Annotated in this window: 16 protein-coding genes and 1 pseudogene; 6 read left to right on the top strand and 11 right to left on the bottom strand. The window is 52.4% G+C overall.

Annotated features, from left to right (window positions below; translation table 11 throughout):
- Positions 1-228: 228 nt before the first annotated feature.
- The 11 genes and pseudogenes from AYI96_RS14735 to nadC all read right to left on the bottom strand — a co-directional run.
- Positions 229-486, bottom strand: a pseudogene (locus AYI96_RS14735) (transposase); the annotation flags it as partial.
- Between the two features lie 73 nt (positions 487-559).
- Complete coding sequence (gene mutT, locus AYI96_RS14730) at positions 560-958, bottom strand: 8-oxo-dGTP diphosphatase MutT (protein WP_039033600.1); 399 nt, start codon at positions 956-958, stop codon at positions 560-562.
- Positions 955-1,170, bottom strand: coding sequence for a DNA gyrase inhibitor YacG (gene yacG, locus AYI96_RS14725; RefSeq protein WP_039033599.1), 216 nt, complete (start codon positions 1,168-1,170; stop codon positions 955-957). The genes mutT and yacG overlap by 4 nt, the downstream gene beginning before the upstream one ends.
- Before the next feature lie 44 nt (positions 1,171-1,214).
- Entirely contained in the window at positions 1,215-1,955 is a 741-nt protein-coding gene (zapD, locus tag AYI96_RS14720) for a cell division protein ZapD (RefSeq protein ID WP_071476769.1), read from the bottom strand.
- A complete protein-coding gene (gene coaE / locus AYI96_RS14715; protein WP_144361859.1) occupies positions 1,952-2,563 on the bottom strand; it encodes a dephospho-CoA kinase in 612 nt (203 codons plus the stop codon). Before coaE ends, zapD begins: the two co-directional genes overlap by 4 nt.
- On the bottom strand, positions 2,564-3,478 hold the full coding sequence (locus tag AYI96_RS14710) for a prepilin peptidase (RefSeq protein WP_144361858.1): 915 nt from the start codon (positions 3,476-3,478) through the stop codon (positions 2,564-2,566). It abuts the gene before it with no gap.
- Positions 3,479-3,552: 74 nt separating this feature from the next.
- Complete coding sequence (locus tag AYI96_RS14705) at positions 3,553-4,821, bottom strand: type II secretion system F family protein (protein WP_144361857.1); 1,269 nt, start codon at positions 4,819-4,821, stop codon at positions 3,553-3,555.
- Positions 4,822-4,996: 175 nt separating this feature from the next.
- Positions 4,997-6,703, bottom strand: coding sequence for a type IV-A pilus assembly ATPase PilB (gene pilB, locus AYI96_RS14700; protein WP_144361856.1), 1,707 nt, complete (start codon positions 6,701-6,703; stop codon positions 4,997-4,999).
- Positions 6,704-6,709: 6 nt separating this feature from the next.
- Positions 6,710-7,147 carry a pilin gene (locus tag AYI96_RS14695; protein ID WP_144361855.1) on the bottom strand — a complete coding sequence of 146 codons (438 nt, stop codon included), beginning with the start codon at positions 7,145-7,147 and terminating at the stop codon, positions 6,710-6,712.
- Positions 7,148-7,558: 411 nt separating this feature from the next.
- Positions 7,559-7,852 (bottom strand): hypothetical protein, encoded by a 294-nt coding sequence (locus AYI96_RS20350; protein ID WP_186300072.1) that lies wholly within the window; start codon positions 7,850-7,852, stop codon positions 7,559-7,561.
- Between the two features lie 390 nt (positions 7,853-8,242).
- A complete protein-coding gene (nadC, locus tag AYI96_RS14685) occupies positions 8,243-9,103 on the bottom strand; it encodes a carboxylating nicotinate-nucleotide diphosphorylase (RefSeq protein ID WP_039033591.1) in 861 nt (286 codons plus the stop codon).
- 158 nt (positions 9,104-9,261) lie between these two features.
- On the opposite strand from nadC, the gene ampD reads away from it, so the two are divergent.
- From ampD to lpdA, 6 genes are all read left to right on the top strand, one after another.
- Positions 9,262-9,840 (top strand): 1,6-anhydro-N-acetylmuramyl-L-alanine amidase AmpD, encoded by a 579-nt coding sequence (ampD, locus tag AYI96_RS14680; RefSeq protein ID WP_144361853.1) that lies wholly within the window; start codon positions 9,262-9,264, stop codon positions 9,838-9,840.
- Positions 9,841-9,893: 53 nt separating this feature from the next.
- Positions 9,894-10,745, top strand: coding sequence for a beta-lactamase regulator AmpE (gene ampE, locus AYI96_RS14675; protein ID WP_039033590.1), 852 nt, complete (start codon positions 9,894-9,896; stop codon positions 10,743-10,745).
- A 278-nt stretch (positions 10,746-11,023) separates the two neighbouring features.
- A complete protein-coding gene (pdhR, locus tag AYI96_RS14670; RefSeq protein WP_039033589.1) occupies positions 11,024-11,776 on the top strand; it encodes a pyruvate dehydrogenase complex transcriptional repressor PdhR in 753 nt (250 codons plus the stop codon).
- Positions 11,777-11,848: 72 nt separating this feature from the next.
- Positions 11,849-14,515 carry a pyruvate dehydrogenase (acetyl-transferring), homodimeric type gene (aceE, locus tag AYI96_RS14665; RefSeq protein WP_039033588.1) on the top strand — a complete coding sequence of 889 codons (2,667 nt, stop codon included), beginning with the start codon at positions 11,849-11,851 and terminating at the stop codon, positions 14,513-14,515.
- Between the two features lie 13 nt (positions 14,516-14,528).
- The gene (aceF, locus tag AYI96_RS14660) at positions 14,529-16,514 is read left to right on the top strand and encodes a dihydrolipoyllysine-residue acetyltransferase (RefSeq protein ID WP_144361852.1); all 1,986 of its coding nucleotides are present in this window, start codon (positions 14,529-14,531) and stop codon (positions 16,512-16,514) included.
- A gap of 157 nt (positions 16,515-16,671) precedes the next feature.
- Complete coding sequence (gene lpdA / locus AYI96_RS14655) at positions 16,672-18,102, top strand: dihydrolipoyl dehydrogenase (protein WP_071476775.1); 1,431 nt, start codon at positions 16,672-16,674, stop codon at positions 18,100-18,102.
- Positions 18,103-18,341: the final 239 nt, after the last annotated feature.

Genomic DNA, 18,341 nt, shown 5'->3' with positions numbered 1-18,341 from the left:
CTTTTTTGTTTGTCTCGCTTCCAGCGAGCACGACTTAACATGCAGCCCAAAGCTGCTGGCGCAGTGTGTGCCCCTCAGCTCGCAGCCAAGCTGCTTCGCGCTACAGCCATCTATCAAGCTGTGCTTGATGAGCAGATGTCTTTCGCCCCCATGTGAGATGGTGCTGTGGATATGTTGAGAATGGCTCGACTGGTTTATCTGGTCAGATTTATCCAGTCCCTGATCTATCCAGCCCCTGGAGCACAGAGATTTCACCCGACCAGTATTCTCAATGAAGGTATTCCAGGCTCGGGATGCTTACTCAACAATTTGCTCGTAGCAATCGAATACTCGGTTGGAAAGACAGTGTTGTCTGAGCCATTGCCAAACTTGCTCCATCGGGTTCAGATCTGGGGAATAGGCGGGTAGCTTAATCAAAGTGAGATTTGAGAAAGGTGTTGCCGTATCCATAGTATGCCAGCCTGCGCCAGCAACGATGACCTCTGCAGAGGTGATTTGGGACATCTGCATCGACAAGACAGGGATAATAAAAAGCCAGCTTAGGCGGCTGGCTTAGGGCTTAGTTTGAAAACTCTGTCAGGATTTTATCAAGAATAGGTTGGTTGGCGTCCGGGAAGGTGTATTCCGGGAGCTTTTCCAAGTGTACCCACTCGACTTGCTGTCCCTCGACGCCATAAGCCGTACCACTGAATTCAGTGACCAGGTGAATATCCAGTAATACTTGTTTGTCGGGATAGTCATAAGACAACAACATAAAAGGAGTGGAATCTGCTATGTTGAGGCCGACTTCTTCTGTGAGTTCTCTGGCGAGCGCTTGGGTGACGGTTTCGCCGGTTTCGACTTTACCGCCGGGGAACTCCCATTTTCCACCTTGATGCAGATGCCCATGGCGCTTGGCCAGTAGGATCTGTTCGCCGGATTTGATAATACCGACTGCGACATGAACTCTTTTGGTCATGATTGATCCTTGAAGAAATTGCCTTCATCGTAACCCAGCTCATCCAGCATCTGCTGATCAAATTCTGGCTTCACCGGGATAGCATGTTTCTCTGAGGCCCAATCTCCAAGATCTATGAGTTTACAACGCTCGCTACAGAAGGGCTTGAATTTGGATTCGGGGCTCCATTCCACCTCTTTTTGACAGGTGGGGCACTTAACTGTGATAGGCATTTTTGTGTCTCTCGGGCTAACTGATGGCGCCCATGGTAAAGAGTTTAGCCGCAGGTCGCCAGTAGGAATTTGACCGTTCTGTCTGAATGTTTCTGCTGTTCGAACTGGACAAAGTGAATGGCAAAACGATTCCTATGGCCACTTATGGTGGGGTAGCAGCCCTGTTCGGCGTCAAGCTTGACTCTAACCAGTGACAGGCTTTGTTGACTATCGCCTTGATAAAAGCCGGCATGGGCGACAGCCTCTCGGTACTCACAGCTCATGCGGGTTAGTTGCAACAGCAGGCTGATAGGTTGCAGTAAACTCCTGAAGTGGTTGGTCCATTGGCGATACTCTTGGCTGCGTTCTTCCCAAGGTTTCGCCAGCCAAAAGTGGAGCTGCGGCAGATCGAAGTTACAGCAAGCACCAGGCATACTGAATCTCTGTCTGAGCGCCGATATAAATCTGTCTTGTTTCAGCTGGCTACCTGGACGCTGCGGGCGTTGCAGCTCTTCTCTGGCATGGGAGAATTGTTCAAGATAGTGCTGTAGCTGTTGTTGATCGACTTGTTCCTGCTGTTGCCAGTTTTGCAGCTGGATTAATTGGCGGTCGATGTCTTTGATGACTTCGCTGCGGTAATCACAGCGTTCGGTAAGTTCACAGAGAGAGAAAAGCGGATAGAAGCATCTGTGTTGATGATCTTGCTGCAGGTTGTTATCCAATTGACGAGCGAGATATTCCAGACGCAGATAACTACGGATCTTTTCATTTAGCGGCTGTTCGAATATCAGTTCTGTCGTGTTCATGAATTTTTAATGTCTGCCAGCTGTAAGTATTTATTATGCAGCGCCAGTACCTGGGCCTGTAACGCGTCGATCTCTCCCTGATTGTCAATCACATCATCGGCCTTATCGAGTCGGCTCTGGCGGTCGCTCTGGCTATTGATAATGTTTTGAACCTGCTCCTTAGACACCATGTCCCGTTCAATAGTTCGCTGCAATTGTAATTTGGGTGAAATATCTACAACTAATGTGCGATCTGCCAGTTTGTCCAGGCCGTTCTCAAACAGTAAGGGAACCACCATAATGACATAAGGAGAAGTCGCCGTTTCAAGCCGTTCCAGCATGCGGGTGCGTATCATGGGATGCAACAGGGCATTGAGCCACTCCCTGTCTTGCGGATGATGAAATATCTGTTCCCTCAGCGCCGCCCTATTCAGGGTGCCCTCAGGTGTCAGCATCTGAGGGCCAAATTTATCGCCAATTTGCTTAAGGCCATCTGAGCCTTTTGCGACTACTTCTCTGGCAATGATATCGGCATCAACCAAGACAATGCCTTGCTCGGCAAACAGATTGGCTACTGTCGTTTTACCGCTGCCTATGCCCCCGGTGAGGCCTACAATAAAGTTCGCCATTTAAAGTGTTCCCAAGTACCAGTCAACTATCTGTTGCCCCCACACCAGGGCAACCCAACCTGCTATGGCAATATAGGGGCCAAAGGGAATGGGGTTACCCCGATTGAGGTTCTTGAACACTATGAGTAACACACCTACCAGGGCGCCCACCAAAGAAGAGAGCAGAATTATCAGTGGCAGCATCTGCCAGCCCAGCCAGGCGCCAAATAAGGCCATAAGCTTGAAGTCGCCATAGCCCATGCCTTCCTTGCCGGTGATTAATTTGAACAGCCAGTAGATAGACCAGAGGCTTAAATAACCGGCTGCGGCGCCTATGGTGGCATCGGTAATGCTGGTAAAAGTGCCGGAGATATTAATCAGTAAACCGAGCCACAGCAGCGGCAGGGTAAGCTGATCAGGCAGTAGCATCTCATCTAAATCTATGCCGCTGAGGGCTATTAGTCCAAATGTCAGAATAGTGGCGTAAACAAACTGCAGTGTCGGGCCAAAGTGCCAAGCGAGCGTACAAATGAGTAGGGCCGTCAACAATTCGAATAGAGGATACCTGGCCGAGATTTTGTCTTTACAGGCGGCGCATTTACCGCCAAGCGTCAGGTAGCCGATTATGGGTAAGTTGTGCCAGGGTTTGATATGAGCACCACACTTGGGGCAGGCAGACTTTGGCAGTAACAGATTGTACTTGGCCGGGTAGTTATCTATTGCAGCATTGAGCTTGGCTTCACCTATCTGTTTAGTGAGTTCGGGTTGGTATTCCTGCAGGTATTGATTGCATTCCTGCTGCCATTCGCGCTTCATCATTACCGGCAGGCGGTGGATCACTACATTGAGAAAGCTGCCTATCACAGAGGCAAACAGAAAACAGAGAACAAGAAAGAGCCACAGATTGTGGCTCAATATGGCAATAAAGTCTGACATCGAATATTACACTGCCCTAAAAATGGTGTTAAAAGTGCTGCTTGTTATTATTGCACCGGCTTTGATACTGAGGTTTAACCTACCACGTTACCCATTTTGAAGATAGGCAGGTACATACCTACAATAAGACCGCCTACCAGAGTACCTATGACCACCATCATAATGGGTTCAATCAGGCTGGAAAGCCCGTCTACGGCGTCATCTACCTGCATCTCATAAATATTGGCTATCTTGTTGAGCATATTATCCAGTGAACCGGATTCCTCACCTATCATCACCATCTGGATCAGCATATCGGGAAACAGCTTGGTGGTACGCATGGCCACGTTCATCTGCATACCGGCCATCACTTCGGTGCGTACATTCAGCAGGGCCTTGCGGTAGACATAGTTACCGGAGGCGCCGGCGGCAGACTCCAGGCCATCAATCAGCGGTACCCCGGCGGCAAAGGTAGTGGCCAGGGTGCGGGCGAAACGGGCCATGGCAGCCTTATGGAGGATTTCGCCAATCAGGGGAATTTTAAGCACCATTTCATCGATACGGTTACGAAACTTTTCCGAGTTGCGATGGGCGCGGACAAACAGCCAAACCCCGATAACAATCGCCGCGAGAAACAGATACCAGGTACTTTGCAGCCAACGGCTTATATTAACTATCAGTTGGGTAAAGGCGGGCAGTTCAGCGCCAAAGCTGGCAAAGATACTTTCGAACTGAGGTACCACAAACAGCAATAGCAGCACAGTAACTGCTATGGCAACCACAACTACCGCCGCGGGATAGAACATGGCTTTTTTAATCTTGGATTTGAGCGCCTCGGCTTTCTCTCTGTAGGTCGCGATACGGTCAAATACCGCATCCAGAGAGCCGGAATGTTCCCCGGCGGCCACCAGGTCGACATAGAGATCATCGAAATAAGCCCTGTGGGGGCGCAGTGCGTCGGAAAGGGGAATACCTGCCTGAACATCGGCCAGCACAGTGCCCAGCAAAATACGCACCTTGTTTTTCTCATGGCCGCGGGCAATCAACTCGATGGAGGTCACCAAGGGCACACCTGCGGCCAGCATGGTGGCTATCTGGCGGGTGATCACCGCGATATCCATCGGCTTGATTTTTTTATCACCACCAAAGAGAGAGGCAGACTTTTTACGTACTAGTTTGGGATTAATCCCCTGGTTTTTCAGTAAGCTTTTGATTTCGGCAATGCTGGCGCCGCGCAATTCGCCGGAGCTTTGCTTGCCATCGCGGTTAAGACCTTTCCAGGTGAAGGTGTAGATCTTGGCTTGAGCCTTGGCACCTTTGGTTTTGGCTTTATTATTTTTAGCTGTTGCCGTTGCTGTGGCCATAATAGTTCCTTGGAATAAACGGTTTGCCGTGCCTGCATATTATTTTAGTCGGGTTAACCCTGGCCTGCCTGCAGCGAATGGCGTTAAGCACTCATGTTGTGGCGTGTATGCAATGGCACTCACGCTTTGGCACGCCGGCTTTGGATATCACAGTCGCTGTCTGGCTTGGCAGGCATCAGTAACTGGTTACCCGGTTGACCTCGGCAATGCTGGTGACGCCCTGAATGACTTTAAGCAGGCCAGACAGGCGCAAATCCCTCATTCCCTGCTGCTTGGCGGTAGCGGCAATCTGCAGTGAATTACCACCTTCCATAATGGTTCTGGCAATTTCATCGGACATCTTCATCACCTCATAGATACCGACCCGGCCCTTGTAACCGCCGGAGCAGTGCTCACAGCCGCAGGGCTTATAAACGGTAAAACCGCTATCTATCTGTTGCTGGCTGAAGCCCAGCTGCAGCAGTTCATGTTCGGGGATCTCTTCCGCTTGTCGGCACTCGGGGCAGAGACGGCGGGCCAGGCGCTGGGCAATAATCAGGTTGACCGAACTGGCAATGTTGTAGCCGGGTACGCCCATATTGAGCAAACGGGTGAGGGTTTCGGCCGATGAGTTGGTGTGCAGGGTCGAGAGCACCAAGTGGCCGGTTTGTGCCGCCTTGATGGCGATTTCGGCGGTTTCCAGATCGCGAATTTCCCCTACCATCACCACGTCCGGATCCTGACGTAGGAAGGAGCGCAGCGCCGAGGCGAAGGTTAACCCGGCCTTGGGGTTGATATGCACCTGGTTAACCCCTTCGAGGTTAATCTCCACCGGATCTTCGGCGGTGCTGATATTGCGCTCCTCGGTATTGAGAATATTGAGGCCGGTATAGAGGGACACGGTTTTCCCTGACCCCGTGGGGCCGGTAACCAGGATCATCCCCTGGGGTCTTGCCAGCATCTCCATATAGGCTTGTTTCTGGTCTTCCTCATAGCCGAGCTTTTCTATGCCCAACTGCGCCGAAGAGGAATCGAGGATCCGCATCACTATCTTTTCGCCCCAGAGGGTGGGCAGGGTGCTGACCCGAAAATCTATGCTCTTGTTGCGCGACAGCCGCATCTTGATGCGGCCATCCTGGGGCACCCGGCGCTCGGCGATATCCAGCTTGGACATTACCTTAAGTCGCGCCGATATCCGTCCGGAAAGTGAAATCGGCGGCTCGGACACCTCATGGAGTATGCCATCAATACGAAAACGGATGCGGTAGCGCTTCTCGTAGGGTTCAAAATGCAGATCCGACGCGCCCTTACGGATGGCATCGGTGAGAATTTTATTGATATAGATGACGATGGGGGCATCGTCCTTGCCTTCAGTCTCTTCCTGTTGGCGCTTGTCGGTATCTGTGACTTCGATGCCGGCGAGGGACTCTTCATCCAGGCCATCGAGATCCAGCGAGCTCAAGTCCTCTTCCAGTACCTTTTCCAGCGCTTTGGCTAACTTGTCCTCTTCGACCAGTATCGCCTCGGCATGCAGGCCGGCGCTGAACTGAAAGTCTTCCAGGGCGGCGATATTGGTGGGATCCGAGGTGGCGATATAGAGGCGGTTGCCGCGCTTGAACAGCGGCAGGCATCTGTGTTTGTCGATCAGTTTCTTGTTGAGAAACCCATCCGGAATGCTGCTTAGGTCAAACTCATTGAGATCCAGCAGTGGGGTGCCGTACTCCTCATAACAGAGTTCGGCTATGCTGCGGGCGGATAAAAGCTTGCTGGTCACCAGGGTGGTGACCAGGGTTTGGTTGCTGTTTTGCGACTGCTTGATGGCCTCCGTCAGGCTGCTCTCATTGAGCAGCCCCTTACGGATAAATAGCGTCGATAATCCTAGATGGAGGCTAGTTGTAGGCATTAAATATTAGCTACGGCACTCAGCTGGTACATAATCAGCGTCGCTTGGGTTATTACAATCCCATTCGATGCCACCCGAGGCGGTTAAGCTTCCTACTACATCAAAGGTTACAGTTACCGATGACGATGCCGCCACTGATACACCTATCGTTATATTACCGCCATCTACAGCTGCACAAGTTAGTGTTGTCATTCCAACAGTCGCAGTGTTTACACCACGGCATGCAGTCGCTGCTGCTACTTCACCTTCAGCAGCAACGTTTTCCCCGACGGTTGCTTTAGCTGCAGACGCAGCAGCTAGACCTTCACTAGCTTTAGCACGGATAGTATAGTCTTGATACGCAGGCAATGCGATGGCCGCTAGAATACCTATGATGGCCACTACGATCATCAATTCGATCAGGGTAAATCCCTGAGCACGCTTGTTGAGTTTGATACCTTTCATTTGCTTTCTCCATTGTTGCCGTCTTGAGTGAATCGGTAACTCGATTCCCTGTTACTCGTATTCCTGTGATGCCTGTAAATATTCAGGCGGTTTTCCCGGCTTGCCAGCTTAGTGGGGATGACCCCAAAGCCTATCTGGATCCAGACTCAATCAGTTCAGCAAAATCATTTAAGTTTATCGTATGTCGTTCCGGCAAACCGCACCTCAAGGAACTGAGCATTTACTCAAATCACAATTTTTACATTTGTAACTTTATTGTGTGTCATAAAATAGCAGTTTGGGTGGTTACCTTGTCGGTGAGGTTGGCCGACGCGGCTATCTCGCCTGCCCTAAAAGTTAGTATAAAGTTACTAAAAAGGGAATCTGTAATAGTGAAAAAACCACCTGAAATAGCGGAAAAAATCAAAATTGTTACCCACCACCAAGTTTTGCCGGTAACAATATTTTGACGCTTTGCCTTGTTTGTGTCAGGGATGTGGCGTTGTCAAAAAAATGCTTGGCTCCCCTTTGGTGGTAAATACGGTTGTTAATGGTTTGTTTTGTTTTGTTGGGCTGTTTGGGAGCGGATTTTGGGGTGGATTTTTGGCTGGTAATGGGTGGTTTTTTATAGCTGGTTTTACCTATGTGGGGTTTCATGCACAGGTTTTGTGCATGGACTTTATGCATGGACTTTATGTATGGGCTTTGTGCACGGGCTTTATGCATGGACTTTATGCATGGGCTTTATGCATGAGTTTTATACTGGTGCCAAGTGAGGTGCACAAACCGTGTCTGCCTGAGGACGAATATTACCCTGGGATAACGTCATCTGACGGGCCAGGGGCTGAGTCAGGGGCAGATTCAGGGGCTGAGTTAGGGGCTGGGCTTGGGCAGAGTCAGGGCAGGAGCCGTCTTGGAGCGGCGGGCTTGGGGCGGCGGTTTTCAGTGGAGTGGCGAGAGCCTGACTCAGAATAAGGCGCAGATGCTGCAAGCTGCAATGGCAAGCGGATGAGTATTGTGCGGTTAACGGTGGGGCTTGGCGGTTAACGCCTGCTGGGGTGATATTTGTGCTGAAAACGGCATACCCCTGGCGTTAGGGGTATGCCTGCCAAGATCTCAGCCTTTGAGGCGCATGGAGAGATCCATGGCCCGCACATGCTTGGTCAGGGCGCCGACCGAGATAAAGTCGACACCGGTTTGGGCGAAGGCAGTTATGGTTTCCAGAGTGACATCGCCGGAAACTTCCAGTTTGGCACCCAGTCCCTTGGCCTTAAAGCCATTATTGAGCTCTACTGCCTGCAGCATCATGGTGACATCGAAGTTGTCCAACATAACAATATCGGCGCCGCCCTCCAGCGCTTGCGCCAGCTCCTGCAGGGTTTCTACTTCGACTTCCACAGGTTTGTCCGGGCGCAGTGCACGTGCGGCCGCAATCGCCTTGGCGATACCGCCGCAGGCCATAATATGGTTCTCTTTGATCAGAAAGGCGTCGAACAAACCTATGCGGTGGTTTTTGCCGCCGCCGCAGGTGACGGCATATTTTTGCGCCGTCCGCAGGCCGGGAAGGGTCTTGCGGGTATCGAGCAAACGGCATTGAGTGCCCGCCAGTTTGTCGCAGTAAATCTTGGTCAGGCTGGCTACGCCTGAGAGGGTTTGAATAAAGTTCATCATGGTGCGCTCGCCGGTGAGCAGCAGGCGCGCCGGGCCGGAGAGTTCACACAGCAGCTGATTGGGCAGCACAAGATCGCCATCATCCACATGCCAGTGCAGGGCCACTTCGCCTCCGAGCTGGTTAAATACCTGCTCAGCCCAGGCTTTACCGCAGAAAACACCTTCTTCGCGGGTAATAAGGGTAGCTTCGGCATATTTGTCTGCCGGGATCAACAGGGCTGTGATATCGCCCTCGGAGGCCTTCTGGTGGCCAAGATCTTCGTCCAGTGCGGCTTTGACACTGACCCTGATATCATTTTCGAGCATGATACGCGTCCTTGATTGACTCGGGATTATAGAGGAAATTTATGCTGCTAGATTAGCATAATAAGGGGCGCTGCTGGTATTGTGTTGGAGGTTCAATTGGCTGTGGCTGGGCTCAAAGTTATTTTGAGCCAATGTGACTACAGTCAAGGTGCTGCTGTATGTATGGTTATCAGAGTCAGGGGAGTGAGCATTTGGCGCAGACACTATGGGTTGAAGGCTGGTATAAAGAGGCTGAACCTAGCCCTTCACCTCACTTTAATCACAGGCCCGATGGCGAGGTGAGCCTTCTGGTGATCCATAATATCAGTCTGCCGGCCGGCTGTTTTGGTCTGCCTTATATAGAGCAGCTGTTTTTGGGAACCTTGGATACTGAAGCCGATCCCAGCTTTGCCGAGCTTAAGGGGCTGGAAGTGTCGGCGCATTTTCTTATTCGCCGTGATGGTGAATTGCGCCAATATGTTTCGGTCGACCAGCGCGCCTGGCATGCCGGGGTATCTAACTTTGCCGGTCGTAGCGGCTGTAATGACTTTGCCGTCGGCATAGAGTTGGAGGGCACAGACGATTCCGGCTTTACCGAGGCGCAGTACCATAAACTTATTACCCTGAGCCAAAGTTTACGGTTGGCTTACCCGGATATCACCAAAGAGAGAATAGTAGGTCACAGCGATATTGCCCCTGGGCGCAAGACAGACCCGGGCCCGGGGTTTGATTGGCAAAGGTATCTGCAGGCGCTGTGACGCGTGTCGCTTTGAGATGGCCACAGGCCTAAAGAGAGCATGGAGAAGAAGAGATGGCACTGTTTTCCCTGTTGATCGCGATTATTGTTGAACGTTTGAAACTGCTGCCGGCTCGTTGGCAGTTGGACAGTGGGCTGCGCTGGTATCAAAGGCAGATGTTTACCGACAGCCAGCTGAGTACCACAACTGGCATGATACTGGCGCTCTTGCTACCGGCTGTGAGTGTGGCGGTGGCGTTGTGGGTTGTGGATGGATGGTTTTGGGGCTTGCCTTCGCTGCTGCTGTGGGTGGCGCTGGCGGTAGTGTGTTTTTCCCACCAATATCAAAGGCGTTTATTTAAGCGATATGTGCAGGCTGCTTGCCGCGGTGATGTGCAAGCCAGTTTTCATTTCGCCGGAGAGCTGGACTGCAGTGAATGCCTGGATGCGGTCAGCGAACGCGAGTTGGGCGCCAGGGTAGGCCAGAGCGTGGCCTGGCTCAACTACCGCTATTATGGCGCCGTGGCGCTGTTCTTTATCCTATTTGGTCCGGTAGGCGCGGTGTTTTATTGCAGCGTGCGTTTTTTTGATGAAAGGCGCCAACGCTTGGCTAAAGAGTGGCCTGTGGTAGATAAGCTGCTGTATTGGCTCGACTGGTTGCCGGCACGGATCATAGGTTTTGGTTATGTGCTTTGCGGTCATTTCAGCAATGCTTTTCCGTTATGGTGCCAGTTGGCGTTGAAACGGGAGGCGACGCCCAGGGAGATAGTGACCCAAGTGGCGCTGGCTGCTGAAACTCTGCCGGATGATGAAGATGTGCCTGTGTCGGTACAGTCTACCTTGGCACTGCTGGCCTTGAGTAAGCGTAACTCAACTTTACTGCTTACTATTTTGTCGCTGTTGACCATTTTTGGTCTGGTGAGTTAGTGCCGAATAAGTGTGCTTGCGGTTTTGCTGCGGCGGGGCTTGGGTTTAATCAGGCTTGGGTATAACCAGGCTTGGGTTTAACCAGGGCTTTGCCGCAAACAGGGCCCGAAGCTGCTTGTTAATTGGTCTGACCCCAGAGGGAAAAATATAGGCTATGCTCACACATCGTGAGTTGACTTGATGCAGATCACTAACTGGACTTTAAAAGTGTGATTTGATAAAGTGCGCTCACTCGTAGAAATTGGTAAGACCAATTTACAATAGGAGCTGAGGGCCAGATGGCTTATAGCAAAATCAGTCAGCCAAAGATTTCTGACGTCATCATGAATCAGTTGGAGCAGATGATCCTGGAAGGCAGCTTGCAGCCGGGTCAGAAGTTACCTCCTGAACGCGAGTTGGCGTTGCAATTTGAAGTCTCCCGTCCCTCATTGCGGGAAGCGATTCAAAAGCTGGAAGCAAAAGGATTATTGCTGCGCCGCCAAGGCGGTGGTACCTACGTTAAAGAACAGTTGTGGCAGAGTCTTGCCGATCCCATAGTCGAACTTATGCAGGGTGATCCGGAGAGTCAATATGACTTGCTGGAGTTCCGTCATGCCACCGAAGGCATGATGGCTTATTTTGCTGCCCTGCGCGGAACTGACGCCGATATGCAGAATATCCAGCGAATGATCCAGGAAGTGGAAGACGCCGAGGGAATTGAAGCGCAAGCGGCCGCCATTGTGCATTTTTACCGGGCGGTAGCCGAGGCATCACACAATGTTGCTATGCTGCACCTGGTGCTGAGTTTAACTCCTGTGCTGCATCAGAATGTGGCGCAAAACCTGGAGCTTCTGAGCCGTCGTGAAGAAGCTTCATCCATGGCGAATAAACATAGGCGGGCTTTGCTGGCCGCTATTATTCGCCGCGATCCCGAAGCCGCGCGTGAAGCGTCCAATGACCACTTGAGTTATATCGAGGAAGTCATGTTGTCGGTACGGGAAGAAGATAGCCGGTTGCAGCGTAGCTTGCGCCGTTTGAAGAGCGGCGTGTAGCCCAGGGTCGGCCCAGTGCCCACCTTAGGACGTCGCAATCACTATTAATACAATGTATAGAAGGACAGTGTCATGTCTGAAAATATGCTACAAGACTTGGATCCGTTAGAGACACAGGAATGGGTAGAATCCCTGCAAGCCGTATTGGAGCAGGAAGGTCCCGAACGTGCTCATTACCTGTTGGAAAAGCTGATCGACAAGGCTCGCCGTAACGGTACTCACCTGCCTTACACTGCCACTACTGCTTACCTGAATACCATTCCTGCCGGGCAAGAGCCTCATATGCCGGGCAACCAGGAGATGGAACGTCGCATTCGCGCCATTGTGCGTTGGAACGCGTTGGCTATGGTACTGCGTGGTTCCAAGAAAGATCTGGAGCTTGGTGGTCATATTTCCAGTTTCTCATCCAGTGCCACTATCTATGATGTGTGCTTTAACCACTTCTTCCGTGCTCCCAACGAGAAAGACGGCGGCGACCTGGTTTACTTCCAGGGCCACATTGCCCCCGGCATCTATGCCCGTTCTTTCCTCGAAGGTCGTCTGAGTGAAGAACAGCTGGCCAACTTCCGTCAGGAAGTGGATGGCAAAGGCCTGTCCTCCTATCCGCATCCCAAGCTGATGCCTGATTACTGGCAGTTCCCTACGGTTTCCATGGGTCTGGGCCCTATCCAGGCCATTTATCAGGCGCGCTTCCTTAAGTACCTGACTGACCGTGGTATCAAGGATTGCTCCGAGCAAACCGTGTATTGCTTCCTGGGCGACGGCGAGTGTGACGAGCCGGAAGCGCTGGGTGCCATCGGTCTGGCCGCTCGTGAAGAGCTGGATAATCTGGTGTTTATCGTTAACTGTAACCTGCAGCGTCTCGACGGCCCTGTACGCGGTAACGGCAAGATCATCCAGGAGCTGGAAGGTGAATTCCGCGGCGCCGGTTGGGAAGTGGTCAAGGTTATCTGGGGCCGTTACTGGGATCCATTGCTGGCCAGTGACACCAGCGGTAAGCTGCTGCAACTGATGAACGAAACCGTTGACGGTGAATACCAGAACTGTAAAGCCAAAGGCGGTGCCTGGACCCGTGAACACTTCTTCGGTAAGTATCCTGAAACCGCCGAGATGGTAGCCAACATGTCAGACGATGACATCTGGCGCCTGAACCGTGGTGGTCACGATCCGGTGAAGATTTACGCCGCGCTCGATAGAGCCAAGAAGACCAAGGGTCGCCCAACCGTTATTCTGGCCAAGACAGTGAAAGGTTATGGTCTGGGTGATGCCGGTGAAGGCAAAAACATTGCCCATAACGTCAAGAAGATGGACATTGAAGCCATTCGTCACTTCCGTGACCGCTTCAACATCCCAATCTCTGATGACAAGCTGGATGAAATCCCCTTCTACCATCCGGGACCGGACTCCGAAGAGGTCAAATACCTCAAGGAACGCCGTGAGGCCCTGATGGGTTATCTGCCTGCCCGTCGGCAGAAGTTCAGCGAAGAGCTGCAAGTGCCTTCACTGAAAATTTTTGATGCGGTTCTCAAAGGCTCCAACGGCCGTGAGATCTCTTCTACCATGGCTTTTGTGCGGGTATTGACTGCCTTGCTGAAAGATAAGGGCATAGGTAAGAAGATAGTACCTATCATCCCGGATGAGGCCCGTACCTTTGGTATGGAAGGTCTGTTCCGTCAAGTGGGTATCTATGCTCACGAAGGGCAGAAATATGTGCCTCAGGATGCGGATCAGGTTGCTTACTATCGTGAGGACAAGTCCGGTCAGGTGCTGCAGGAAGGGATTAACGAGCTGGGCGCCATGTCCTCTTGGGTATCGGCTGCGACCAGCTACTCGGTCAATGATACGCCGATGATCCCTTTCTACATCTATTACTCCATGTTCGGTTTCCAGCGGATCGGCGATCTGGCCTGGGCTGCCGGCGACATGCGCGCCCGTGGCTTCCTGGTCGGTGGTACTTCCGGCCGGACTACGCTGAACGGCGAAGGTTTGCAGCACCAGGATGGTCACAGCCATATTCTGGCCAACACCATTCCTAACTGCATCAGCTATGACCCAACCTATGGTTATGAAATTGCCGTTATCGTTCAGGATGGTATTCGCCGCATGTATGGCGAAGATCAGGAAGATATCTTCTACTACCTGACCACAATGAACGAGAACTATGTTCAACCTGAAATGCCACAAGGCGTGGAAGAGGGCATTGTCAAGGGTATCTACAAGTTGGAAAGCGTTGCCGGTTCCGGTAAAGGCAAAGTCCAGCTGATGGGTTGCGGCACTATTCTCGAGCAAGTACGCAAGGCGGCACAGGCGCTGGCGAAAGACTTCGGTATCAGCACAGATGTGTTCAGCGTTACCAGCTTCAACGAACTGGCGCGTGATGGTCAGGCGGTTGAGCGCTGGAACATGCTGCACCCAACTGAAACCGCCAAGGTGCCTTATGTAAGCACAGTGCTGGCAAAAGATGCGCCTGCGATTGTGGCGACCGATTACATGAAGATCTATGGCGAGCAGCTGCGCGCTTATGTGCCTTGTGACTACAAGGTGCTGGGTACCGACGGTTTCGGCCGCTCTGACAGCCGCGCCAACCTGCGTCACCACTTCGAAGTGGATGCCAAGTTCATCGTGGTTGCTGCGCTCAAGTCGCTGGTGGACCGCAACGAGCTGCCGGTAGATGTTTTGGCCAAGACCATTGCCGAATATGGCATCGACGCCGACAAGATCGACCCACAGCACGCGTAAGAGGTGAAGCAGAATGGCTGATATGAAACAAGTACTGGTTCCCGATATTGGCGGGGACGAGGTACAGGTTATTGAGATCTGTGCCAATGTGGGTGACAGCCTGGCGGCTGAAGACTCCATTATTACCGTTGAAAGCGACAAGGCGACCATGGATATTCCTGCGCCCTTCGCCGGTGTGCTCAAAGAGCTGAAAGTGGCCGTTGGCGACAGCGTGTCTGAAGGCACCTTGATAGCCTTGATGGCTGCCGAAGGCGCAGAAGCTGCAGCTGTTGCAGAGGCGCCCAAGGCTGAAGCCGCGCCTGCTCCGGCAGCGGCTTCAGCTCCTGCTGCAGAACAGGCGGCGCCGGCCGCACCTGCAGCCGGTGGCAGCCAGGTCATTGAAGTGACAGTGCCGGATATTGGCGATGCCGCAGATGTCGATGTTATCGAAGTGCTGGTGAGCGAAGGTGACGCTATCGAAGCCGACGCCGGGTTGATCACGCTGGAAACCGATAAGGCGACCATGGATGTACCTTCGCCTCAGGCGGGTACAGTCAAGTCACTGAAAGTGAAGGTTGGCGACAAGGTTTCCCAGGGCTCTTTGGTGTTACTGCTGGAAGTTGGCGCTGCTGCTTCTGATGCACCGCAAGCGCCACAAGCAGCGGCTTCTGAAGCCGCACAACCGGTGGCCGCTCAGGCTGCCGCGCCTGCCACTGTTGCAGTGAAAGAGATTGCGGTTCCCGATATCGGTGATGCTGCTGATGTGGACGTTATCGAAGTGCTGGTGGCGGTAGGTGATGAGATCAGTGCCGATCAAGGGCTGATCACGCTGGAAACCGATAAGGCGACCATGGAAGTGCCGGCGCCCTTCGGCGGCAAGCTGGTTTCTCTGACCGTTAAAGTGGGTGACAAGGTGTCTCAGGGTAGCGTGATTGCCACGGTTGAGACCCAAGGCGCCGCTCCCGCAGCAGTTGCTGCACCGGCAGAAGCCCCTGTTCAGACGGCTCCAGCCCCAGCTCCGGCGGCCGCGCCTGCAGCGCAGAGTCGCCCACCTGTGCCGCATCATCCGAGTGCCGGTGCCCAGCCTAACACAGGTGCGGTACACGCTTCTCCGGCGGTACGTCGCCTGGCCCGTGAGTTCGGTGTTGATCTGACTCAGGTGAAAGGTACAGGTCGCAAGGGGCGTATCCTCAAAGAGGATGTGCAGGCCTATGTGAAATATGAACTGTCACGGCCCAAGGCCACGGCGGCGACTTCTGTCGGCGGCGGCAGTGGTCTGCAGGTTATTGATGCACCTAAGGTAGATTTCAGTAAGTTCGGTGAAGTGGAACAAGTGCCACTGACCCGGATCCAGAAGATCTCCGGCCCTAACCTGCACCGCAACTGGGTGACCATTCCCCATGTGACTCAGTTCGATGAGGCTGATATCACAGAGATGGAAGCTTTCCGTAAGCAGCAGAACGAACTGGCAGCCAAGCAGAAGCTGAATGTGAAGATCACTCCGTTGGTGTTCATGATGAAGGCGGTTGCCAAGACGCTGCAGCAGTTCCCGGTATTTAACTCCAGCCTGAGCCCGGATGGTGAATCGCTGATCCGCAAGAAGTACTACCACATAGGAGTGGCGGTCGATACGCCAAACGGTTTGGTGGTGCCTGTGGTGCGTGATGTGGACCAGAAAGGGATTATCGAGCTCAGCCGCGAGCTGACCGAAATTTCGATCAAGGCCCGTGACGGCAAGCTTAAGGCGGCCGACATGCAAGGCAGCTGTTTCACTATCTCCAGCCTGGGGGGGATCGGCGGTACCGCGTTTACGCCTATCGTCAACTATCCTGATGTGGCAATTCTCGGGGTGTCCAAGTCTGAGATTAAGCCGAAGTGGAACGGTAAAGAGTTTGAGCCAAAGCTGATGTTACCACTGTCACTGTCTTATGATCACCGGGTGATCGACGGGGCGATGGCGGCACGCTTCAGTGTCACTCTGTCAGGGATCTTGTCCGATATTCGTACAATGATCCTCTAACACAACAGGCTGCCCCTCGGGGCGGCCTTTTGTTTATTGTGATCAGTGTCAAACACGGGTTAAAATGCGCCCACCTTACGAGACAAGCACTTTCGAGCTGGCGCATCGCAGGTTGGGCTGGCTGTCCCCAACGGAATGAAAGAAATCAGAGGAAAAAATGAGTAACGAAATCAAAACTCAGGTAGTGGTATTAGGTGCTGGCCCTGCTGGCTATTCTGCGGCTTTTCGTGCAGCAGATTTAGGCCTGGAGACAGTGATTGTTGAGCGTTTCAGCACTCTGGGTGGCGTATGCCTGAATGTGGGTTGTATTCCTTCCAAAGCCCTGTTGCATGTAGCCAAAGTGATTGAAGAGGCCAAAGCGGTATCGGATCACGGTGTTGTGTTCGGTGAGCCAAAGATAGACCTCGACAAGCTGCGTGGCTTTAAAGAGAAAGTGATCGGCCAACTGACCAATGGTCTTGGCGGCATGTCCAAGATGCGTAAAGTGAAGGTGGTTAACGGTTTCGGTAAGTTCACTGGCCCCAACAGCCTCGAAGTGAAAGGTGCCGACGGTGAAACCACAGTGGTTAACTTTGACAACGCCATCATAGCTGCCGGCTCTCGTCCAATTCAGCTGCCTTTCATTCCGCATGAAGATCCACGTATCTGGGACTCTACCGATGCACTGGAACTGAAAGAGATCCCAGGCAAGATGCTGGTGATGGGCGGCGGTATCATAGGTCTGGAAATGGGTACTGTTTACTCGTCTCTGGGCAGTGAAATCGATGTGGTTGAAATGTTCGACCAGGTGATCCCTGCGGCTGATAAAGACGTGGTTAAGGTCTTTACCAAGCAGATCAAGAAGAAATTCAACCTGATGCTGGAAACCAAGGTAACAGCAGTTGAAGCCAAAGAAGACGGTATTTATGTGTCTATGGAAGGTAAGTCGGCACCTGCCGAGCCAGTGCGTTACGACGCAGTGCTGGTGGCCATTGGCCGTACTCCAAATGGCAAGCTGATCGATGCTGACAAGGCCGGGGTCAAGATTGATGAGCGTGGCTTTATCAATGTCGACAAGCAACTGCGTACCAATGTGGCCAACATTTTCGCCGTGGGCGATATCGTTGGTCAGCCAATGCTGGCTCACAAAGGTGTGCATGAAGGCCATGTGGCCGCAGAAGTGATTGCCGGTATGAAGCACTTCTTCGATCCTAAGGTTATCCCATCTATTGCTTACACAGATCCTGAAGTGGCTTGGGTTGGTCTGACCGAGAAAGAAGCCAAAGAGCAGGGCATAGCATACGAAACCGCGACCTTCCCATGGGCAGCCAGTGGCCGTGCTATCGCTTCCGATGCCAGCGAAGGTATGACCAAGCTGATTTTCGATAAAGAGACTCATAGAGTGATCGGTGGTGCCATTGTGGGTGTCAACGGAGGTGAGTTGCTGGGTGAAATCGGCCTGGCTATCGAGATGGGTTGTGATGCCGAGGATCTGGCGCTGACCATTCATGCTCACCCGACTCTGCACGAGTCTGTAGGGCTGGCGGCCGAGATCTACGAAGGTTCAATCACAGATCTGCCAAACCCAAAGGCAAAAAAGAAAAAGTAATCTGCTGATTGGGGACTTGTCCCTGGCAGTATTGAAGTCGGGCCCAGTTAGCTGGGCCCGATTTTTTATATCAAGTGCAATCCTTGTAAACGAACTGTTGTTTACAAGATGAAATTCGGTGGTCTAGCTGGTACATTCAAGACTGGTCATCAAGGTCATTCATCAACCGATGATAAGAAAACTAATAACAGTAGCTATTGCTATACTGCTCAGCCTTTTTTTCGGGGCAGCATCGGCAG

The sequence above is a fragment of the Shewanella sp. MSW genome (genome assembly GCF_007636515.1).
In the GTDB taxonomy this organism is placed as follows: Bacteria; Pseudomonadota; Gammaproteobacteria; order Enterobacterales; family Shewanellaceae; genus Shewanella; species Shewanella indica.
Note: the sequence above shows the minus strand (reverse complement) of the source record. Positions and strands in the feature narration are given on the sequence as shown.